The following is a 20,811-nucleotide window of genomic DNA, read 5'->3' as shown; positions in this document are numbered from 1 at the left end:
TCTAGTGTGCAGGTCAATGTCTGCGAACCGTGCGTCTGCAAACCGTGTGCCCGCGAAACGGAGCCCCGGCAACCGGGATCTCGCGATCGACGCCACCCGCGGAGTGGCGATCTGGAGCATGGTCACCGCGCACTTCGCGACCGAGTCGGCGCTCGCGGCCCCCACGCATTCCTTCAACTACGTCGACGGCATGTCGGCCTTCGTCATGCTCTCCGGCATCGTCCTGGGCCTGGTGTACCAACGCTGGGTCACGCGGTACGGGCTGCGCTTCGCCTACGTCCGTCTCCTCAAACGCATCGCCGTCCTCTACTGCTGCCAGTTGCTCATCGCGCTCGTCGCGGTCGCGGCCGCGTTGGCCGGACACCGCTGGCTGACGCTGCTGCTGCCGATCGACGGCTGGATGCAGGGGATCTGGCTGTCGGTGACCATGCAGTACCTGCCGAGCGGCGGCAACATCCTGCTGCTCTACATGGTGCTGATGGCGACGGCGTTCGCCCTGTTCCCGATGCTGCAGCGCGGCTGGTGGGCGCCGATCCTGGCGGCTTCGCTGGCGCTGTACGTCCTGTCGCTCTTCTGGTCCCCGGACTGGTTCTATCTCAGCGCCTACCAGGCGGCCCCCCACATCCAGAACGTCGCCGGCTGGCAGATCATGTTCATCCCGTCGGTGGTGATCGGCTGGAACTGGACCCGCTGGGACGTCCCCGAATTCATCGACCGATGGCTGCTCGTCATCATCGCGGTGGCGGTGGCCGTCGCGCTGTTCTTCCACTACGGCATCGACACCGGACCGTGGGCGCACCTCGAACCGAAGCTCGCCGACAAACTCGACTTCCGTCCGGCACGGGCGATCGGCGCCTATCTCGCGATCCCCGCCCTCTACGGGGTGTTCCGTCTGTTGCTGCGCTGGTGGCACCACGACTGGCTGCGCCCGCTGGTCATGACCGGCACCCGGAGTCTCGACTCCTACGTCATCCAGGCGATCGCGCTGGTCGTCGTGCCCATCCACATCGCGCACCGCCCGTGGGACGACATCACCATGCAGTCCGTCGCGCTGCTGGTGTTCGGCGCCTGCTGGGCCTGGGCCGAGTTCCGCCACTTCATGCACATCGACAAGCTGCACCGGGTCCCCGGACGGATTGTCCGGAGCCTCGGCGACCAGAGGAAGCCGTCCGGCCCGGCCCCCGGGCCGGCACATCGACCCGATCGGGAGACCCCGACCGGCGAGCAGCTGCATACGACAGGAGCCCACGTATGAACGACGAGATCAGGCCCGACGCCCACGGCATGATGACCCGCAGTGTCCATGCGGGCAACGACCCGTCGGGTCCGTCGATCCGCACGCCGATCACGATGGCGAACTCCTACCACCTGCCGCCCGAACCCGAGCAGATGAGCTGGTCGGGAACCAACCAGCTGTTCTACACGCGCAACACCGGCGCCAACCAGGTGGCCCTGCAGGACAAGCTCGCCGCGCTGGAGGAGGCCGAGGCCGCCGTCGCCCTGGCCTCCGGGGTCGCCGCCCTGCACGCGGTGTTCTTCACCTTCCTGTCCACCGGCGACCACGTCGTCGTCTCCGACACGACCTATGAGGCGACCTGGAAACTCTGGGCCGAGCTGCTGCCGAGGAAGTACGGGATCGAGGCGACCTTCGTCGACGTCACCGATCACGACGCGGTCCGCGCCGCCTTCCGGCCCGAGACCAAGCTCTTCGCGGTGGAGACCATCGCGAACCCGACCACCAAGGTCGCCGACATTGCCGCAATGGCCGGGATCGCGCACGAGGCGGGGGCGTTGTTGCTGGTCGACTCGACCTTCACGCCTCCCCCGCTCTACCGGCCGCTCGCCGACGGCGCCGACCTCGTCGTGCACTCGCTGACGAAGTACATCAACGGCCACGGTGACGCGATGGGCGGTGCGGTGCTCGGCCGGGCCGAGCTCATCGACCGCATCAAGACGGAGGCGATGGTCGACGTGGGCGGCGTCATCTCTCCGTTCAACGCCTGGCTCATCTCGCGCGGCGCGATCACCCTGCCCCTTCGGTTCGCCCAGCACCAGCAGACCGCCGAACGGGTGGCGGCATTCCTCGACGCCGACCCGCGCATCGCCTACGTCCGCTACCCCGGGCTGCCCTCGCATCCCGAGCACGACCTGGCCGCACGCCAGTTCGACGGCCGGGGCTTCGGCGCCATGATGGCGTTCGCGGTGCGCGGAGATTCGGCGACCCAGAACCGGTTCGTGGCCAATCTCGAGGTGATCACCTCCGCGGTGTCACTGGGCCACGACGAGTCCCTGATCGTGCACGTCGGGCCCGACGGGCCGCGTGTCGCCGCCTACCCGGCGGAGTTCCGCGAGTGGGGCCACCTGCGTTTCTCCGTCGGACTCGAGGACGCCGACGATCTGATCGCCGACCTGGCCCGGGCGCTCGCGGCAACCTTTCCGAACGGCGTCGACCAGCGGGTGTAGCGGACCCGGCCGCCGGGTATCCCCTGACCGTGCACCTCACGGACAGAAGGGCGGCGACGATGGCCGGCAACTCCCTCACGGGCGCCGTCGACCGCGCCACCGACAGCTCATGGTTCGAGCGGGTGGCCCGCGCGGGTCACGCGGTCAGCGGACTCGTCCACCTCCTGATCGCCTACATCATCGTGCGCCTCGCATTCGGCGACGGCGGTTCCGCCGACCAGTCGGGCGCGCTGGGGATGTTCGCCGACAGCACGGGTGGGCGGATCGCGCTCTGGGTGGCGACCGTGGCCTTCGCCGGACTCGCGCTGTGGCGGTTCGCCGAGGCGATCGTCGGACCGCCCCCCACCGAGCCCGGCCGTGGCGACAACGACGGCCTCGAGGACTGGGTCGATCGCGGCAAGGCATTCTCGGTGGGGCTCGTGTTCGTCGGGTTCGCCTGGACCGCAGCACGATTCGCGATGGGCGGCGGCACCTCGAGCGGAGAGCAGAACGCCGGTCTCACCGCCCGGCTCATGGAGTCGGGCGCGGGAAAGTTCGTGGTCGTGGTCGCCGGACTCGTCATCATCGGCGTCGGCGGCTACCACGTGTACAAGGGCGTGCGACGCAAGTTCCTCGACGACCTGACGGTCGCCGGCGACCGGGGCGCGACGGTCGCCGGCGTGATCGGCTACTGCGGCAAGGGGACCGTGCTCGTCGGGACAGGCGTCCTCGTCCTCGTCGCGGTGGCGACCGCGGATCCGTCGAAGGCCAGTGGCCTCGACGCGACGGTGAAATCGCTGTCCGGCCTGCCGGCCGGTCAGGTCCTGATGCTGCTGGCTGCCGCCGGCATCGCCGCCTACGGCGTCTACTGCTACTGGCTGACCCGCTTCGCACGGATGTGACCGACGTCCGGAGCGGCCCGCTGCGACGAGCGACTCAGGTGGCCTCGTAGAGGATTCCGCGTCCGATCGCCTCGCGCACCACCGGGAGCGCCGCCTCCGCCAGCGCGTCGGCATCGACCCCGTGGAAATCGGCCAGCAATTCGATCAGCGCACCGAGCGGGACCTGACCGCGACAGCCGGCGAGCAGCGCCCGCGACACCTCGTCGACGCCGAGGACCGCTGCGGGACCTCCGGGCCGGCGGACGGCCGAGCCGACGAGCTGCCAGCCGTCCTCGCCGGGCAGGGAGTGCTCCTCGAGCATGACCGGCGCCACCGAGAGCCGTCGGGTGAGCAGTTCGGCATCCGAGGTCTCACGTAGGTATCGGCGTCGCGCCAGAAAGGCCTGCGCCTCCGGACCGGTGATCTCCTCGCCGGCGCCGGTGATCTCCTCGATCACGACGTCGGGTCGGCGGTCCTCCCCCGCCTCCGGCGCCCGGACGGTGATGGAGCCCATCCCGATCGCGGCGATCCCGTTGTCGGCGAACCACTTCAGCCACTCGGCTCCGCGACGGGTCGCGGTCTGCTCGTCCTCCCCGGCGTCGGACAACCACAGCGACACGTAGCTGATGGGATCGGCCGCCTCCCGCTGGACCACCCAGGCGTCGAGACCGGTGCCCTCGAGCCAGGCGCGCGGGCGGTCGCGCCAGTCCGCGCCCTCGGGAATGATCCAGTTGGCGAGGAGTTGCGCGGTGCCGCCCGGGTTCAGGTGCGTTGGGAGTTCGCGGATCAACTGCTCGCACAACGCGTCTCCGACGACGCCGGAGTCGCGGTAGATGTAGTCCTGACTGCCGGTGCCGACCACGAAGGGCGGGTTGGACACGATCAGGTCGAACCGCTCGCCGGCCACGGGTTCGAACATGCTGCCCGCGCGCAGATCCCATGTCATGCCGTTGAGTCGTGCCGTGGCGCGCGCCAGGGCGAGCGCGCGCTCGTTGGTGTCGGTGGCGACGATCTCCTCGCAGTGCGAGCTCAGGTGCAGCGCCTGGATCCCGCAGCCGGTGCCGATGTCGAGCGCGCGCCGGGCCGGTTCGCGGATCACCGCTCGGGCCAGCGACAACGACGCGGCACCGATCCCGAGCACGTGGTCGCGGGCCAGCGGGCCCGGTCGCATCGCCGCATCCTGGTCGGCGACGACGAGGAAATCGTGGGTGTCGTCGGCGTGCGGCCGGATGTCGAGGCGGGCGCGGAGAAGTCCGTCGTCGAGCCTCTCGAGCACACCCTGGTCGACGAGCGCGTCCACTCCGGCCGAGGGGAACGCCCGCGCGACACGTGATCGCGGTTCGTCGGAGCCGAGGAGGAACAGTCGGATGATGGTGGCCAGCGGGACCCGATCGGCGTCGGCGTCTTCGGTGGCGGTCGACGCGGGCCACCAGACACCGCGCAGCAGCGCGTCGTGGATGTCGTCGCCCAGGAACTCGGTGACCCCGTCGGTGGTGTAGCCGGCCGCACGGAGGTCGGCGCCGAGCGCGTCCACGACCGCGTCGTCGGTCAGCGGATGGCCGGTGTCGGCGGGCGGGGCCTTCGTCGTGGATGCGTCGCTGCGTGGCTGGCCGGAGGTACGTTGCGCGGTCACGCTGATGAGGCTACTCACGCACTGCGGCCGTAGAACCACGGCCGACGCCGTGCGTCGGCAACGATTCGATTCCGTTCGGGATGACAATCTGGAAATTTATTACTATGTGGGCTAGTACGGGTGAACCACATCACGAGTGGGTACCTGACCATGCACGTATCCAGATCCTGATCGGAAGGACGGCAACGCCATGAGCTCACCGGAGAGCAGCGGCGATCGAGAGACGGCGGCCGCCGAGGACGTGACCGTCACCGACGCCGCCGATCAGAGCACTGTGGACGAGAACGTGGGCGTCGAAGCAACCGCCGAGAACACGGCCGTCACCGACACCCCCGACCAGAGCACCGTGGACGAGAACGTGGACGTCGACGCAACCGCCGAGAACACCGCTACGGGCGAAGCGGACGGCGTCACCACCGAGGTCGCCGGCACCGACACCGAGACGGAGAGCGCCGCGGCCGAGGCGAGCGACCCGGAGTCCGCGGTTTCGGAGTCGCCCGCCGACGACTCCGATGGCTACGCAGAGGACGAGACCGTCGAGATCACCGCCGAGGAGGTGGCCGCCGTCACGACACCCGAGGACGCTGCGGAGACCGCCGATGCCGCGGATGACGATGAGCCGCACGTCTCGTCGCGGGTGCGCGTCACGCTCGAGGACGGCACGGTACGCGAGGGAGAGATCATCGACGACTTCGCCGACCTCGCCCCGGGCGACAAACCGGTCGAGGCGCGCATCGATCACGAACACGTCGCCCGCCTGCGCCGGTGGGCGATATCGACCGATGACCACGACATCGTCTTCGCCGATGACGATGCGGTGGAGTTGATCTCGGCCTGAGTCGCACATCGCCTCCGCACGAGAACGCCGGTCGAGGCACTTCTTACTCGTTGCATGTCGGGGCGACGGCGAGTTCAAGTAGGTGCGCCCTTCAAGCGCCTGATTCCGGCGCTAGGGGGAGGCCTCCGAACACCTGGACGGCCAGGCCACGCTCACGATCGTCTGTCTGTGGCCCTACATCGCGTCTGCGCCCGTTAGCGCCGCGAGCTCTGCTCTCAGACACCGAGCGTAGCCGTCCGGCGCCGGCAGCTGCTTGGGGTCGTACACGAAAGCGATTCCCAGAACGTCCCCCAGGCGAGAGACCGAATGGTTGAGCCCGAGACCATCCGCCAATGGGGGTGCCCCGAAATTGGCCACCACAGGCGAACCGGCCAACACCCACTCATCTGCAGGCCCCTTCGGGACCGTGCTCACCTTGAGTTGGGTGAATCCAGGCTTGGCGTGCGCACCCGACCGTCGCTGCCAGGCGGCAAGCCCTCGGTAGACGAATCCAGGAAGCCGGGGCAAGATGTCCGGCTGGCACGATTCCGCCCACGAAGGCAGACGAAAGCGGGCACGCTCCCGGGCCACATTCGCGTGAATCGCGACACACCGCTCGGCCGCCGGTAGGTCCACGCGCAGGTCGACGATCGCAATCGCGGTCGCATTGCGGGCCTCGGCGGAGATATCTCTGATCGAGATCGGCACAGCTGCGGCCAGATGCTCTTCCCCGAGGTGCCTTGCCGCTGCGCCACCGATGGCAGCGAGCACCAGATCATTCACCGAGACCTCACCGATTCGCTTCGCCGCCTGCCGCAACTCGGAAACCGACGCGTACACGACCTCGGTGACCGCCTCGCCGCTCCAGGCCTGATTGACCGCCGAACTGCGGGGCTCGAAATCCGGCATGCTCCAAAGACCTGCTCGTCTGTCTTTCGACCTCTGCCGGCTGGTCTTCAGCAAACGCCATACGTCGGATAGGACAAGAAATGGTCGGACAACCAGTCGTGCCGATTCGAGCGCTGTGACAGTGCCACGCGAGACGGTCTGCCCTACCTCGCAACTGGAAACGTCACTCGAGAACAACTTCCTCGCGACATCCGCAAAACCCAAGCCGTCGGTTATCGCGTGATTGCACTTGAGGATGACGACCACGCACTCACGCCCGTGGGCCGGTTCGATTCCGCCGACGTGTCGGACGATCTCGGCACTCCACAGAGGTCGGGAAGAATCGAAGACGACTCGGTGTGTGCCGGCGATTCGCATCCGAAGCTCATCCCACGACATGCCCGACGTTGCGGAAATGTGGTCACGAGGGTCGAAGGCCGGAGCCTCCGACCAGTAAGCATCTCCGATGTCGCCATAGGCTCGGACCATCCTCTGCCTGAGTTCCGGAATCCCAGAAGCTCGGTCGGCGAGCCACTGAACCAACTCTTCCGTGGTCGCGTCGGATTCTGCGAACGCATATGCGGAGACCATCGCCGAACTCACGCGATCGGACTCGGAATAGACGTACAGAGCATCAAGTGGCTTGACTCGTATCACTCGACCCAACTTATCTATGGTGCTCGGACGCGCGACTCTGGAACCGCTCGCGCGCAGCTGTCAGGAGAGGCGTATCAGCACGACAACGCGATGAAGATCAACGATAGACCTGGGCGTTTGGAGCAGCTCGATGGTTTACCGAGCCGTCCACCGACCGGGACCGGCAGAAGTCGCACACAGCGCGACGCTGAGATAGCCGCACCCGCGCCAAATGACGGACCCGGCGTACTGCGCCGCACGCCCGCGGCGTGGTGCGCGAGGGGGGACTTGAACCCCCACGTCCGAAGACACTGGAACCTAAATCCAGCGCGTCTGCCAATTCCGCCACTCGCGCAAGACGCGCCCGGCGGGGCCGGACGCACTGTAACGGCGACCACCCTACCGGCCGCGTTCTGATCATCGCAGGCCAGGTACCGTGAAAGGCATGTCCTCTCCCCGTCGTCGCACGCACCGGCCCGCGCTCATCGTGCTGACCGTCGTCGCCGCGGCGGCATGCCTTGCGCTCGCCTGGTGGCAGTGGACCCGCTTCGAGTCCGCGTCGGGCACCGGCCAGAACCTGGGCTACGCACTCCAATGGCCGGCCTTCGCGGTGGCCGTGATCTACGCCTACCGCCGCTTCGTCGTCCTGGAGAGCGACCCCGAAGAGGCGCGCAAGGTCGCCGAGAAGTCCCGGGTGGACGAGATCCCCGAGGGCATCCTCCCGGAGCGGCCGACCACGCCGAGCGCAGCGGCACTCGCCGATCTCGATCCGCGGGCCGACAAAGCACTCATCGAGTACAACCGGTACCTCGCCGAGCTGCGTGCCGCCGACGCCCCCGAGTCCCAGTCCACCGACAGCACCCCCTCGTCGAAAGGCACCCAGTGACCGAGACCGCTTCCGCCTCCCCCGTCCCCGCCGCACAGGCGGAGAAGGTCCGGGCCGCCCTGCTGCGGTACCGGGTGCTCGCGTGGATCACCGGTATCTGGTTGCTGCTGCTCGTCGCCGAGCTGATCCTGGCCTACGGCTTCGACAACAAGGCCCTGGGCTTCGTGCCCATCGTCCACGGCTGGGTCTACTTCGTGTACCTGATCATGGCCGTCGACCTGGCCATCAAGGTCCGCTGGAGCGTGGGCAAGACGATCATCACCGCGATCGCCGGCACCATCCCGTTCCTGTCCTTCTGGGTCGAGCACATCCGGACCAAGGAAGTGAAGGCGCAGTTCGGGCTCTGATCCGTCACCGGCGACCTGAAGGGCGCCTTCGTCCGCGGACCGGGCATTGCTGCGCGGGCACCCCGCAAAAGCCTCGACAACAGATTCAGCAGTAGGTATCGCCAGGCGATACCTACTGCTGAATGATCGTCATCGTGAGCTCGCAAGGCCGTCGTACGACCTGCGATGCCGACCTCAGGAACCAGCCAGCTCCCGCAACACCGGCACCAACTGCGCCAGCGCCTTGCCGCGGTGGCTCAGCGAGTCCTTCTCCTCCGGGGTGAGCTCGGCCGAGGAACGTCCGGCGGCGAGATCGTCGTCGGGTGCGAACAGCGGGTCATAGCCGAAGCCGTTCGGGCCTCGCTCCTCGCGCAGGATTCGACCACGCCATTCCCCGCGCACGACCGTCTCGGTGCCGTCGGGCAGAACCAGCGCGCACGCGGAGACGAATGCCGCCCCGCGCCGCTCGTCCGGGGTGTCGGACAGTTGCGCGAGGAGCAGCGCGTTGTTGGCCGGATCGTCACCGTGGCGCCCGGACCAGCGTGCCGACAGGACACCCGGCATCCCGTTCAGCGCGTCCACGCTGATGCCGGAATCGTCGGCGAGGCAGGGCAATCCGGTCGCGCGGACACCCGAGCGGGCCTTGATGAGCGCATTCTCCTCGAAGGTGGCGCCGGTCTCGGGCTCCTCCGGGTATTCCGGCACCGCGTCGAGGCCGAGGATCTCCAGTCCGGTGATCCCCGCGGCGTCGACGACGCGCTGCAGTTCGGCGAGCTTCTTGCGATTGCGGCTCGCGAGGAGGACCTTCGCCATCAGCCCTGGCCCGGCAGTTCGCCCGGGTACGGCTCGGCGAGCACGGCGCGCTGCGCCTCGAAGAGCTTCTCGGTCCCGACCGCCGCGAGATCGAGCAGCGTGTCGAGCGTGGACCGCGCAAACGTCGCGCCCTCGCCGGTGCCCTGGACCTCGACGAGGGTCCCGGCGTCGGTGGCGACGACGTTCATGTCGACCTCGGCGCGCGAATCCTCCTCGTAGGGCAGGTCGAGCCGGACGCGGCCGTCGACGACGCCGACGCTGACGGCCGCGATCGCGCACGAAAGCGGTTGCGGGTCGGACAGTTTGCCCGCGGCTCGCAGGTACGTCACGGCGTCGTGCAGGGCGACATAGGCGCCGGTGATCGCTGCGGTGCGGGTGCCGCCGTCGGCCTGGAGCACGTCGCAGTCGAGGGCGATCGTGTTCTCGCCGAGCGCGGACAGGTCGATGCACGCGCGCAGCGAGCGGCCGATCAGCCGGCTGATCTCGTGGGTGCGCCCGCCGATCTTGCCCTTCACCGACTCGCGCGACGAGCGCTCGTGGGTGGCGGCCGGCAGCATCGCGTACTCGGCGGTCAGCCATCCGAGTCCGGAGCCGCGACGCCACGGCGGCACGCCCTCGGTGACACTCGCGGTGCACATGACCCGGGTGTCCCCGAACTCCACCAGCACCGAACCCGCGGGGTGGCTGGTGAATCCGCGGGTGAACTTGATGGGGCGCAGTTCGTCGTCGGCTCGGCCGTCAGCTCGTGTGGTCACGGCTCAACTCTATCGACCGGCGTCCCCGCGCTCGGCAACAGCCGGAGAACACCGACGACAACGACCGGCGAAGACCTCGGTCAGAGAAGGTCGAAGACCTGGCCCTGGTGTACGAGATCGACCGGCCCGGAGAACGTGCTGCGCGCCTCGGCGAGGATCTCCGCCGAGTCTGTCCACGGGGCGACGTGGGTGATGGCCAGCGCGCGGACGTTCGCCTTGGTCGCGGCCTCCCCCGCCTCGATCCCCGACATGTGGAGGTCCGGCGGGCGCTCCGACGGCGAGTGGGTCCACGACGCCTCGCACAGGAACAGGTCGGCGTCGGCAGCGAGGTCGATGAGCTCGTCGCAGGGTGCGGTGTCGCCGCTGTAGGCGATCACCTGCCCCTGCGGCCCGGTGATGCGCAGCCCGAAGGTCGCCGGCGGATGGTTGACCCCGACGGCCTTGATCCGCATGCCGCCGAGGGTGATCTCGAGCCCGTCGCGCCACTCGTGGACGTCGAAGGTGTCGCTGATGTCGTCGATCTGTCCCGGGAACTCCGAGGAGCCGTAGCCGATCCGCATCGCGGTGCCCGGCGGTCCGTAGAGCGGCGCCCGCCCGACTGCCGGCGTCGGGGCGTAGCGCCGCCAGACCAGCATCGCCGGGAGATCGAGACAGTGATCTGCATGGAGGTGACTGAGGACGACCGCGACGCCGTTGGGATCGGTCACCCGTTGCAGCTCACCGAAAACCCCCGGCCCGCAGTCCACCAGCACCGGCTGTTCTCCGGGAACGGCGAGCAGGTAACCGGAGCACGCCGCCCCCGGCCCGCCCACACTGCCCGAACATCCGAGGACCGTGAGACGCATAGGCCCTACTGTGCCATGACTTCCCGCACCGAAGTCGGGTTACGTGGTCACAACTGTGCGGCGATGGGGATCCGGCGCTCTCGGGCGGGTCCCGATTCGTCACAGATGTTGGACGGTGCCCACCGACGGCCCCAGGAAGCGCCGCGAGAGCTTCGCGAACATCTCCGGATCACCGGTCGCCTGGAACACCCGAGTCGCCTCCCGGCCCGTGTGCGGATGCAACAGGTCGTTCTCGGTGAGCACGCGGAAGAGGTCCTTGGCGGTCTCCTCGGCGCTCGACACAAGGGTCACCTCGTCGCCCAGCGCGAGCTGCAACACACCCGACAGCAGCGGGTAGTGGGTGCAGCCGAGCACGACGGTGTCGACTCCCGCGCGCTGCAACGGTTCGAGGTAGCCCTGGGCGAGTCCGAGGATCTGCCGGCCGCTGGTGATGCCGCGTTCCACGAAGTCGACGAAGCGCGGGCACGCCACCGCGGTGATGACGGCGTCGCGGGCCGCGGCGAACGAATCCTGGTAGGCGCGTGAGGCGATCGTGGCCTCGGTGCCGAGGACACCGATCCTGCCGTTCTTGGTGGCGACGACGGCTCGTCGCACGGCCGGCAGGACGACCTCCACCACAGGGATCGGTGCGTAGCGCTCGCGGGCATCCCGAAGACAGGAGGCCGACGCGGTGTTGCAGGCGATGACGATCGCCTTGACGCCACGTTCGGCGAGCTCGTCGCCGATGGCGAGCGCGTGCTTGCGGATCTCCGGGATGGTGAGCGGACCGTAGGGACCGTTGGCGGTGTCGCCGATGTAGACGATGTCCTCGTCGGGGAGCAGGTCGATGACGGCGCGCGCGACGGTGAGTCCGCCGACGCCGGAGTCGAAGATTCCGATGGGAGCCTCGGGATCGGAGATCACCGCGAGCGGACCTGAATTGAAGCCTGTTATGACGCCACCCCCGGGGACGCGGCGCGGGTCCGCTTCTTGCGATCCCGCGATGCCAGGAACCATGCGGCCAGCACACCGGCGACGGCGCCGAAGAGATGTGCCTGCCACGAGACGAACGGATTGGACGGCAATACGCCCCACAGGAGCGAGCCGTAGATCAGGAAGAGCACGACCCCGCCGAGGATCTGCCACGGATCCCGGTTGAACAGCCCGCGCACGAGCAGGAACGTGAGCCAGCCGAAGATGATGCCCGACGCCCCCACCGTGACGGTGTACGGCGCGGCGAACAGCCACACGCCCAGCCCCGAGACCAGCCAGACGATCGCGGTCACGATGAGGAAGCGCTGCGTCATCAGCACGAGGAAGCACAGGACCGCACCCGGCACCAGATTGGCGAACAGATGCTGCCAGTCGGCGTGCAGCATCGGCGCCCACAGGATGCCGTCGAGGCCGTCGACCTGGCGCGGCTCGATCCCGTTGGCGTCGAGATCGACCGCGGTGGCCGCGTCGACGAGCTCGACGACGAAGAGCACCGCGAAGATGCACACCGTGGTGATCAGCGACCGCAGCCACAGGGGCCGCCGGGAACGCGACGGCTGTTCCTGGCCGAGCGGCGGGGTGTACGACGTCATGGCTACGTGTGCTTTCGGGTACCGACTCCTGGATTGGCGTGCACGACGATCCGCGTCACGCCCAGAGCTGGCCCTCGAGCGCCTGCTCCGCGTCGTCAAGGCTACCTTCGTAGACCCCGGTCGACAGATACTTCCACCCCGCGTCGGGCACCACGAAGCCGATGTCGGCGCGCGCGCCCTCCTTGAGCGCCCGGCGCGCGATCCCGCGCGCGGCCTGCAGGATCGCACCGGTGGAGATGCCCGCGAAGATGCCCTCGAGCTCGATCAGCTCGCGCACCCGGGCGACCGCGTCGACGCCGGTCACCGAGAACCGGCGGGTCAGGACGGTGTCGTCGTAGAGCTCGGGGATGAAGCCCTCGTCGATGTTGCGCAGCCCGTAGACCTCGTCGCCGTATCGCGGTTCGGCCGCGACGATCTCGATGTCCGGGTTCTGCTCGCGCAGGAACCGGCCGACGCCCATCAAGGTCCCGGTGGTGCCGAGCCCGGCGACGAAGTGCGTGATCTCGGGCAGGTCGGCGTACAGCTCGGGACCGGTGCCCTCGTAGTGCGCGTCGACATTGGCCTGATTGCCGTACTGGTAGAGCATCACCCAGTCGGGGTTCTCCGCGGCGAGCTTCTTGGCGACGGCCACCGCGGTGTTGGAGCCGCCGGCCGCGGGCGAGGAGATCACCTGCGCGCCGTACATGCGCAACAGCGACCTGCGCTCCTCGGAGGTGTTCTCCGGCATCACGCAGATCAATTGGTAGCCCTTGAGTTTCGCGGCCATCGCGAGGGAGATTCCGGTGTTGCCGCTCGTCGGCTCGAGGATCGTCGAGCCCTCGTGCAGCAGACCGTCGCGTTCGGCCTGCTCGATCATGCGCAGCGCCGGGCGGTCCTTGATCGACCCGGTCGGGTTGCGGTCCTCGAGCTTGGCCCACAGCCGCACGTGCGGACCCTCGTCGGTGTCGTGCCAGCGCGGCGACAGACGCTGCAGTCCGATCAGCGGCGTGTTGCCGACCGATTCGATGAGGGAGTCGTAGCGGGTCACGCTCAGCAGCCGCCGGCGACCGCGGGCAGGATCGTCACCTCGTCACCGTCGGTGATGGCGGTGTCGAGGCCGCCGGAGAAGCGGACGTCCTCGTCGTTGACGTAGATGTTGACGAAGCGGTGCAGCTTCCCGTCTGCGACGAGCCGCTCCTTGAGGCCGGGGTTCGACGACTCGAGATCGTCGATCAGCGCGGCGAGCGTCTCACCGGAACCCTCGACGCGCTTGGCGCCTCCGGTGTGGGTCCTGAGGATCGTGGGGATGGACACGGTGACGGACATGGTCAGCTCCTGATCTCGATCTCTTCTTCGGTGACCGTGCCGTCGACGATGCGAAAGCTACGGATCTCCGTGGTCTCGGGGTCGCGGGTGGACAGCAGCACGTAGTGGGCATCGGGTTCGCCCGCATACGAGATGTCGGTGCGGCTGGGGTATGCCTCGGTGGCGGTGTGCGAGTGGTAGATCACCACCGGTTCCTCGTCGCGGCGATCCATCTCCCGCCAGACGGCGAGCTGTTCGGCGGAGTCGAACCGGTAGAACGTCGGCGACCGCTCGGCGTTCACCATCTTGATGAACCGGCGCGGTTCGTCGGAGCCCTCCGGTCCCGCGATCACCCCGCATGCCTCGTCCGGGTGATCGGCGCGGGCGTGCGCGATCATCTCGTCGACGAGGTGCTGATCGATCCTGAGCATCTGTGACCGGTTCTCCTCTGCAGGTGCGGGGTGTGCGACGGCATCTCACCGTCCCGTGAGGCGTCGCGCCTGGCAACGCCACACATCGCCACCATATTCCGACCAGGACCCGGGTCACGGGACGCGCGCGGCGCGAGAACCGCCCTCACCCGAGAGTCGCCTCGCCCGAGAGCCGCCGTCAGACGAACGCCGACGGCGCGATGTCGCGGTAGGCGGGGATGGACGCCACCGACTCGGCCGAGAGCACCGCGTCGACGATCGCGCGTTGCACGACCTCGGCGGCGTGCCGACCGACCTCGGCGACGATCGCCACATCGGCGTGCATGCCGGGCGGAACCGGGACGGCCGATTCCGGTCGCACCCCGCCGGTCGCGACGGCGAAGATCGTGTCACCGTCGAGCGGCGAGTGCGCCGGGCGGATGGCCCGGCCGAGTCCGTCGTGCCCGGCCATCGCGAGCCGACGGGTCATCGCCGCGTCGAGCGCGGCGTCGGTGGCGACCACCCCGATGGTCGTGTTCAGCACGGTCTGCTTGGCGGCGAGGGCGGCGACGGCCGAACATTCCTCGGGGTCGGGCCGTTTCAGCCCGCGGGCGGCGAGGTCGGCGTCGGTGAGGTCGAAGGGCAGGCCCGTGGACTGGTCGATCACGGCACCCACCGGGTTGGCGACCATCAGCGCGCCGACGGTGATGCCGGCCGCGGGGCCCTCGGCGATGGTGACCGATGCGGTGCCCACGCCGCCCTTGAGCGAGCCGGCCCGCGCACCGGCGCCCGCGCCGACGCTGCCGACGGAGAAGTCGGTCCCGGCAGAGCGCACCGCCTCGGCGCCGAAGCCGGCGTCGGGCCGGTGGTCCCATGCCCCGACGGGCAGGTCGAAGATGACCGCGGCGGGAACGATCGGCACGACGTGGCCGGCGGCGTCCATGGGCAGCCCGACCCCGTCGGCCTCCAGGGCGCGCATCACGCCGTCCGCGGCCGCCAGCCCGTATGCGCTGCCGCCGGACAGCACGATCGCGTGGACGGTCTGCACGGTGTTCGACGGGTCGAGCAGGTCGGTCTCGCGGGTGCCCGGTCCGCCGCCGCGCACGTCGACGGCGGCGACCGCGTTCGGGGCCGCGACCCGGACGACGGTGGTTCCGGTGGCCCATCCGTGCCCGTCGGGCGAGTCCGGATCGGCCACGCGCGCATCGGCGTCGACGCGCTGGAAGTGCCCGACGGTGATGCCTGCGACGTCGGTGATCCGGTCACCGGCCCGGGCGGGTCGTCCGATGGTGGTCACGCGTTCCTCCGCTCTCCCCCGCCTGTGTCGTCCCCGGTGGCGGTCGACCGCCGTCCGGGCACCCAGCCGAGAACGTGAGATGCCCGAAAGGTCCGAACCGTCCCCACCGAACTCTAGGTCAGCCGGCGGCGGTCACATCACCGCTTCGACGAGCAGGTCCTGCATCACCGTGAGCCAGTGATAGACGTCGAGGTGTGCCGCGTGCGGATGATCGGACGGCAGCTGGTCCGGGGTGTCCTCGGAGATGCCGAGCATCGCGCCGAGCGCGAGCCGCACGTCGTTGAGGGCGGTCAGCCAGGCCTCCGCCTCGTCGACGGTCAGCGAAAGGTCGCCCCCGCTAGCGGGCAGGGTGTCGAGCAGGACGTGTGCCGCGGAGAGCTTGGCGTCGATGATCTTCGGCTCGTTGACGCTGCGCAGCGCCGAGTTGAGCCGGCCGTTGACGACCTCGGCCGACAACTGCTCGTCTTGGTCGGGACGATGGAAATCCGGCAACAGGCGTCCGAGTGTGGCGTCGTCCGGCGGCTCGGAGTGGCCGGTGCGGATCCCGGTCACCTCCGACAGCGCGTCGCGGGGCGCGGTGTCGGAACGCTCGGTGAGGAGCTCGCACATCGACGAGACCAGTGAGGCGAGCAGTTCGGCCTCGTGGGAGTCGAGCTGGGAGACGATGCGGACCCCGTCCCCGCGCCCTTTGCGTTTCCAGGTGCGCACGCGTCAGTGTCCCCTCACCGGTCTCCGATGTGGTCCCGGGGGCTTCCCGGTCGCGGGGCGCGGCACGCCGAGCGCCTGCTCATGAATCGCGCTGCATCGTGGCCCAGAGACCGGCCGCATGGAGTTTGCGCACGTCGCTCTCCACCTTGTCGCGGTCGCCGCTGGAGACCACGGCCTTGCCCTCGGTGTGGACCTGCATCATCAGTTCGTTGGCCCGCGCCTCGGAGTAGCCGAAGATCTTCTGGAACACATAGGTGACGTACCGCATCAGATTGACGGGGTCGTCCCACACGATGGTCATCCAGGGCTTGTCGAGGTCCGCCGCGCCGTCGGCGACCGCGGGTTCGGCCACCGCAGTGCCGCCGGGGGTAGCCTCGTGCGCACGAGTTTCGTCAAGCGCCATGAAGACAGGGTAACGCCACAGTGAGCATCGACAACACCGCGCTGCTGACCGATCACTACGAGTTGACCATGGTCGCGGCGGCGCTCCGCCAGCCGGTTGCGCACCGCCGGTGCGTGTTCGAGGTGTTCGCCCGACGCCTCCCCGACGGCCGGCGCTACGGCGTCGTCGCGGGTACCGGACGCCTCATCGACGAGCTCGCCCACTTCCGGTTCGGCGACGACGAGATCGCGGTCGTCGAGAAGTTCCTCGACCCCGACACCGTCGAGTGGCTGCGCGACTATCGCTTCTCCGGCGACATCGACGGCTACCGCGAAGGCGAGCTGTACTTCCCGGGCTCGCCCATCCTGACGGTGCGCGCCACGTTCGCCGAGGCCGTCCTGCTCGAGACCCTGGTCCTGTCGATCCTCAACCACGACAGCGCGATCGCCTCGGCCGCCGCGCGCATGGTGAGCGCCGCCGGTTCCCGGCCGATCATCGAGATGGGCTCGCGGCGCACCCACGAGCGCGCCGCGGTCGCCTCGGCACGCGCCGCCTACATCGCCGGGCTGTCGGCGACGTCGAATCTGGAGGCCAACCGGCGGTTCGGCGTGCCGAGCGCGGGCACCGCCGCCCACGCCTTCACGCTCGGTTTCACCGGTCCCGACGGCCCCGACGAGAAGGCCGCCTTCGCCGCGCAGGTCGAGGCCCTCGGCGTGGGCACCACCTTGCTCGTGGACACCTACGACATCACCCGGGGCGTGCAGAACGCGATCGAGGTCGCGGGCACCGGGCTCGGCGCGGTTCGCATCGACTCCGGCGACCTGGGCGTCCTCGCCCGAAAGGTGCGCGAGCAACTCGATGCGCTCGGCGCCACCAAGACCAAGATCGTCGTCTCCGGCGACCTCGACGAGTACGCGATCGCATCCCTGCGAGCCGAACCGGTCGACATCTACGGGGTGGGCACCTCGCTGGTGACCGGAAGCGGCGCACCGACTGCGGGTATGGTCTACAAGCTCGTCGAGGTCGACGGGATGCCCGTCGCCAAGCGGTCGAGCCACAAGGAGTCGCGGGGCGGGGCGAAGGCGGCGGTACGCGCCGCGCGCAGCAGTGGGACGATCGTGGAGGAGATCGTCTACCGCGCCGACGGACCACGTCCCGACGCCGACGGCCTGCAGCTGCGCGACCTGCAGATCCCGCTGGTCCGCGGCGGGGAGCCGGTGGAACCGCTGCCGACCCTGTCCGACGCGCGCGAACGCCTCGCCGCCGGGCTGGTGAGCCTGCCCTGGGAGGGCCTGGGCCTGTCCCACGGCGACCCGGCGGTCCCGACGCGCTACGTGCTCGACTGACGAGCAGAACACCTTCGATCTGTCAGGGAGTGTTGCGATGAGCATCGAACGCAACGACGGCACCACGCCGGCCGACGCGTTGATCGTCGTCGACGTGCAGAACGACTTCTGCGAGGGCGGCGCGCTCGCGGTCAGCGGCGGCGCCGCGGTGGCGCGCGCGATCTCGAAGATCCTCGGCGAGTACGAGACCGTCGTCGCGACCCGCGACCACCACATCGATCCCGGCGACCACTTCTCCGACGAGCCGGACTACGTCGACTCGTGGCCGCCGCACTGCCGGGCCGGCACCGACGGGGTGGCGTTCCATCCCGAACTCGACACCGACCCGGTGCAGGAGGTCTTCTCCAAGGGCGAATACGCCGCGGCCTACTCGGGTTTCGAGGGAGCCGCCGAGGACGGGACCACCCTGGCGCAGTGGCTGCGCGACCACCACGTGTCCTCCGTCGACATCGTCGGCATCGCCACCGATCACTGCGTGCGCGCCACCGCGCTCGACGCGGCCGCGGAGGGTTTCACCACCCGGGTGCTGCTGAACTTCACGGCCGGGGTGTCCGACAAGACCTGCGAGGCGGCGTGCAAGCAGATGCGCGAGGCCGGGGTCGAGCTCGTCGGCGACCTGATCTACGACGGTTCCACCGGTTCCTCTCAGACCTAGGGAACCGACGGGCGGGCCGTTCCGTCTGAACAGCAGCAGCCCCGCCACCCGACTCCGCACTCTTCACGAAGGACGCCGCACTCCCCCATGGCCAACACACCCGAGGTGACCGAACTGCTCGACGCCGCGGTCACCGCTCTCGGTGGCCGCCGCCGCGAGGGCCAGGTCACCATGGCCAACGCCGTGGCCCACGCCATCGACACCGGTGAGCACCTGGCCGTGCAGGCCGGCACCGGCACCGGCAAGTCGCTGGCCTATCTGGTGCCGGCCATCCGGCACGCCGTGGAGTCCGGGCGCACCGTCGTGGTGTCGACGGCGACGATCGCCCTGCAGCGGCAGCTCATCGAGCGCGACCTGCCCCGCCTGGCGAACGCGCTGCAGAAGCCCCTCGGCCGCAAGCCCACCTTCGCGATCCTCAAAGGGCGCGGAAACTACTTGTGCCTCAACAAGATCCATGCGGGCACCGCGGAGGAGCCGGACACCGAGCTGTTCGACCCGTTCGAGCTGTCCCGCACCGGCCGCGAGGTCACCCGCCTGCGCGAGTGGAGCAGCGACACCGAGACCGGCGACCGCGACGACCTCGTGCCCGGCGTGACCGACCGGTCGTGGCGCCAGGTGAGCGTGTCGGCGCGCGAATGCCTGGGCGCGGCCAACTGCTCCTACGGCGAGGACTGTTTCGCCGAGCAGGCGCGGCGGCAGTCGGCGAAGGTCGACGTGGTGGTCACCAACCATGCGCTGCTGGCGATCGACGCGACGAGCCCGGCCAACGTACTGCCCGAGCACGACGTGGTCATCATCGACGAGGCCCACGAACTCGTCGACCGCATGACGTCGGTGGCCACCGACGAGTTGTCGACGGCATCGGTCGCACTCGTGTCGCGCCGGGTCGGCAAGCTGGTCGACGAGGAGACCGCCGACGCGCTACTCGGCGCCGGCGAGCAGCTCGGCGAACTACTCGAGTCCGCGCCGAAGACCCAGTGGACGCAGCTGCCGCCCGACGCCACCGCGGTCCTGGCGATGCTGCGTGATCGGCTGTGGCAGACACGCACCGCCATCGGACCGGTCCGCCCGCCCGGCGGAGGCGACGACGGCGCCGCCGCAGCCCGATCGGCGGCGCTGACCACGCTGGAGGACATGCACGACACGGTCGTCCGCGTCCTCGGCGCCTTCGACGAACCGGACGAGTCCAAACGACGCGACGTGGTGTGGGTGTCGCTCGACACCTCCCGGCGAGGGGCCGAGCCCCGCCCGGTCCTGCACATCGCGCCGCTGTCGGTGGGCGGCCTGCTGCGGGCGTCGCTGTTCTCCAACTCCACGGTCGTGCTCACCTCGGCCACGCTGACCATCGGCGGGTCGTTCGACGCGCTGGCCGCGACCTGGGGCCTGCCCGCCTCCGGGCGCGGCACCGATCGGCCCGCCGCCGACGAACCCGGCCCCGATCCGGCCGCCGCGCGGGGCACCACGGCCAACGGCAAGGCCGTGCCGTCGGACTCCGGCTCGGTCCGCTGGACCGGCCTCGACGCCGGTTCCCCGTTCGATTACCCGAAATCGGCCATCCTCTATGTGGCCAAGCACCTCCCCCGGCCCGAACGCTCCGGGATCGCGCCGCGCACCATGGACGAGATCGCCGATCTCGTGAAGGCCGCCGGCGGCCGGACGCTGGGCCTGTTCTCGTCGATGCGCGCGGCCAAGGAGGCCGCCGAGGCGATCCGGGAACGCAGCGACTTCCCGGTGCTGTGCCAGGGCGACGACACCACCTCGACGCTGGTCCGCCGCTTCGCCGAGGACCCGGAGACCTGCCTGTTCGGGACGCTGTCGCTGTGGCAGGGGGTCGACGTGCCCGGCCCCTCGCTGAGCCTGGTCATCATCGACCGCATCCCGTTCCCGCGCCCCGACGACCCGCTGCTGACCGCCCGGCAACGCGCGGTCGACGCCCGCGGGGGCAACGGCTTCCTGTCGGTCGCGGCCAACCATGCCGCACTGCTGCTGGCCCAGGGAGCAGGACGACTGCTGCGATCGGTGGACGACCGCGGGGTCGTCGCGGTCCTCGACTCCCGACTCGCCACGGCCGGCTATTCCGGATACCTCCTCGCCTCTCTCCCGCCGATGTGGCGGACGACCGATCCCGCGGTCGTCCGCTCGGCGCTGTCCCGCCTGGCCGCCGCACCCCGCCCGGTGGGCTGACCCCCACCCGCCGCCCCGCGTCGGCCTACGACAAGACAAGCCCGTGCGCGGGGCACTA

The 20,811-nt window shown here is 69.5% G+C and carries 22 protein-coding genes and 1 tRNA gene; 9 read left to right on the top strand and 14 right to left on the bottom strand.

Annotation, left to right across the window (positions count from 1 at the left end; all coding sequences use genetic code 11):
* The first annotated feature begins 16 nt into the window (after positions 1–16).
* From opgC to GP2_RS05780, 3 genes are read left to right on the top strand one after another with little or no spacing between them, the layout of a single operon-like run.
* On the top strand, positions 17–1,255 hold the full coding sequence (gene opgC, locus GP2_RS05790; RefSeq protein WP_006899544.1) for an OpgC domain-containing protein: 1,239 nt from the start codon (positions 17–19) through the stop codon (positions 1,253–1,255).
* On the top strand, positions 1,252–2,463 hold the full coding sequence (locus tag GP2_RS05785; RefSeq protein WP_006899543.1) for a trans-sulfuration enzyme family protein: 1,212 nt from the start codon (positions 1,252–1,254) through the stop codon (positions 2,461–2,463). Before opgC ends, GP2_RS05785 begins: the two co-directional genes overlap by 4 nt.
* A 59-nt stretch (positions 2,464–2,522) precedes the next feature.
* Entirely contained in the window at positions 2,523–3,344 is an 822-nt protein-coding gene (locus GP2_RS05780; RefSeq protein WP_006899542.1) for a DUF1206 domain-containing protein, read from the top strand.
* A gap of 34 nt (positions 3,345–3,378) precedes the next feature.
* Here the strand turns inward: GP2_RS05780 and GP2_RS05775 are convergent, their stop codons facing one another.
* Entirely contained in the window at positions 3,379–4,956 is a 1,578-nt protein-coding gene (locus GP2_RS05775; RefSeq protein ID WP_006899541.1) for a DUF7782 domain-containing protein, read from the bottom strand.
* Positions 4,957–5,146: 190 nt separating this feature from the next.
* Here GP2_RS05775 and GP2_RS21810 point away from each other — a divergent pair, with 190 nt between their 5' ends.
* Positions 5,147–5,794, top strand: a complete 648-nt coding sequence (locus GP2_RS21810) for a hypothetical protein (protein WP_006899540.1) — start codon at positions 5,147–5,149, stop codon at positions 5,792–5,794.
* Between the two features lie 174 nt (positions 5,795–5,968).
* Here GP2_RS21810 and GP2_RS05765 read toward each other — a convergent pair whose 3' ends face one another.
* Both GP2_RS05765 and GP2_RS05760 read right to left on the bottom strand, forming a co-directional pair.
* Positions 5,969–7,318, bottom strand: a complete 1,350-nt coding sequence (locus GP2_RS05765; protein WP_006899539.1) for a wax ester/triacylglycerol synthase domain-containing protein — start codon at positions 7,316–7,318, stop codon at positions 5,969–5,971.
* A 249-nt stretch (positions 7,319–7,567) separates the two neighbouring features.
* Positions 7,568–7,652 (bottom strand) — tRNA-Leu (locus GP2_RS05760).
* Positions 7,653–7,742: 90 nt separating this feature from the next.
* Here GP2_RS05760 and GP2_RS05755 point away from each other — a divergent pair.
* The gene (locus tag GP2_RS05755; RefSeq protein WP_040526508.1) at positions 7,743–8,183 is read left to right on the top strand and encodes a glucitol operon activator; all 441 of its coding nucleotides are present in this window, start codon (positions 7,743–7,745) and stop codon (positions 8,181–8,183) included.
* Positions 8,180–8,530 carry a DUF3817 domain-containing protein gene (locus GP2_RS05750; RefSeq protein ID WP_006899537.1) on the top strand — a complete coding sequence of 117 codons (351 nt, stop codon included), beginning with the start codon at positions 8,180–8,182 and terminating at the stop codon, positions 8,528–8,530. Before GP2_RS05755 ends, GP2_RS05750 begins: the two co-directional genes overlap by 4 nt.
* Before the next feature lie 174 nt (positions 8,531–8,704).
* Here GP2_RS05750 and rdgB read toward each other — a convergent pair whose 3' ends face one another.
* The 11 genes from rdgB to clpS all read right to left on the bottom strand — a co-directional run bounded on the left by rdgB (position 8,705) and on the right by clpS (position 16,589).
* The gene (gene rdgB, locus GP2_RS05745) at positions 8,705–9,322 is read right to left on the bottom strand and encodes an RdgB/HAM1 family non-canonical purine NTP pyrophosphatase (protein ID WP_006899536.1); all 618 of its coding nucleotides are present in this window, start codon (positions 9,320–9,322) and stop codon (positions 8,705–8,707) included.
* Complete coding sequence (gene rph / locus GP2_RS05740; RefSeq protein ID WP_006899535.1) at positions 9,322–10,077, bottom strand: ribonuclease PH; 756 nt, start codon at positions 10,075–10,077, stop codon at positions 9,322–9,324. Before rph ends, rdgB begins: the two co-directional genes overlap by 1 nt.
* 80 nt (positions 10,078–10,157) lie before the next feature.
* On the bottom strand, positions 10,158–10,922 hold the full coding sequence (locus GP2_RS05735) for a cyclic nucleotide-degrading phosphodiesterase (RefSeq protein WP_006899534.1): 765 nt from the start codon (positions 10,920–10,922) through the stop codon (positions 10,158–10,160).
* Between the two features lie 99 nt (positions 10,923–11,021).
* Positions 11,022–11,825 carry a glutamate racemase gene (gene murI, locus GP2_RS05730; protein WP_006899533.1) on the bottom strand — a complete coding sequence of 268 codons (804 nt, stop codon included), beginning with the start codon at positions 11,823–11,825 and terminating at the stop codon, positions 11,022–11,024.
* Between the two features lie 26 nt (positions 11,826–11,851).
* A complete protein-coding gene (locus GP2_RS05725; protein ID WP_006899532.1) occupies positions 11,852–12,487 on the bottom strand; it encodes a rhomboid family intramembrane serine protease in 636 nt (211 codons plus the stop codon).
* Between the two features lie 55 nt (positions 12,488–12,542).
* Complete coding sequence (locus GP2_RS05720; RefSeq protein ID WP_006899531.1) at positions 12,543–13,514, bottom strand: PLP-dependent cysteine synthase family protein; 972 nt, start codon at positions 13,512–13,514, stop codon at positions 12,543–12,545.
* Between the two features lie 2 nt (positions 13,515–13,516).
* The gene (locus GP2_RS05715) at positions 13,517–13,792 is read right to left on the bottom strand and encodes a MoaD/ThiS family protein (protein WP_006899530.1); all 276 of its coding nucleotides are present in this window, start codon (positions 13,790–13,792) and stop codon (positions 13,517–13,519) included.
* Between the two features lie 2 nt (positions 13,793–13,794).
* Positions 13,795–14,202 (bottom strand): M67 family metallopeptidase, encoded by a 408-nt coding sequence (locus tag GP2_RS05710; RefSeq protein ID WP_006899529.1) that lies wholly within the window; start codon positions 14,200–14,202, stop codon positions 13,795–13,797.
* Positions 14,203–14,380: 178 nt separating this feature from the next.
* Positions 14,381–15,478, bottom strand: coding sequence for a P1 family peptidase (locus GP2_RS05705; RefSeq protein ID WP_006899528.1), 1,098 nt, complete (start codon positions 15,476–15,478; stop codon positions 14,381–14,383).
* A 132-nt stretch (positions 15,479–15,610) separates the two neighbouring features.
* Entirely contained in the window at positions 15,611–16,186 is a 576-nt protein-coding gene (gene aosR / locus GP2_RS05700) for an oxidative stress transcriptional regulator AosR (protein ID WP_006899527.1), read from the bottom strand.
* Positions 16,187–16,265: 79 nt separating this feature from the next.
* Entirely contained in the window at positions 16,266–16,589 is a 324-nt protein-coding gene (clpS, locus tag GP2_RS05695) for an ATP-dependent Clp protease adapter ClpS (RefSeq protein ID WP_006899526.1), read from the bottom strand.
* 20 nt (positions 16,590–16,609) lie between these two features.
* On the opposite strand from clpS, the gene GP2_RS05690 reads away from it, so the two are divergent.
* The 3 genes from GP2_RS05690 to GP2_RS05680 all read left to right on the top strand — a co-directional run bounded on the left by GP2_RS05690 (position 16,610) and on the right by GP2_RS05680 (position 20,753).
* Positions 16,610–17,914 (top strand): nicotinate phosphoribosyltransferase, encoded by a 1,305-nt coding sequence (locus GP2_RS05690; RefSeq protein WP_006899525.1) that lies wholly within the window; start codon positions 16,610–16,612, stop codon positions 17,912–17,914.
* A 37-nt stretch (positions 17,915–17,951) separates the two neighbouring features.
* Positions 17,952–18,569 carry a nicotinamidase gene (locus GP2_RS05685; protein ID WP_006899524.1) on the top strand — a complete coding sequence of 206 codons (618 nt, stop codon included), beginning with the start codon at positions 17,952–17,954 and terminating at the stop codon, positions 18,567–18,569.
* An 87-nt stretch (positions 18,570–18,656) separates the two neighbouring features.
* The gene (locus GP2_RS05680) at positions 18,657–20,753 is read left to right on the top strand and encodes an ATP-dependent DNA helicase (RefSeq protein ID WP_006899523.1); all 2,097 of its coding nucleotides are present in this window, start codon (positions 18,657–18,659) and stop codon (positions 20,751–20,753) included.
* Positions 20,754–20,811 lie beyond the last annotated feature (58 nt).

The sequence above is a fragment of the Gordonia paraffinivorans NBRC 108238 genome (assembly GCF_000344155.1).
Classification (GTDB): Bacteria; Actinomycetota; Actinomycetes; order Mycobacteriales; family Mycobacteriaceae; genus Gordonia; species Gordonia paraffinivorans.
The sequence above is the reverse complement of the archived record's forward strand: the minus strand, read 5'-3'. Positions and strand labels throughout refer to the sequence as shown.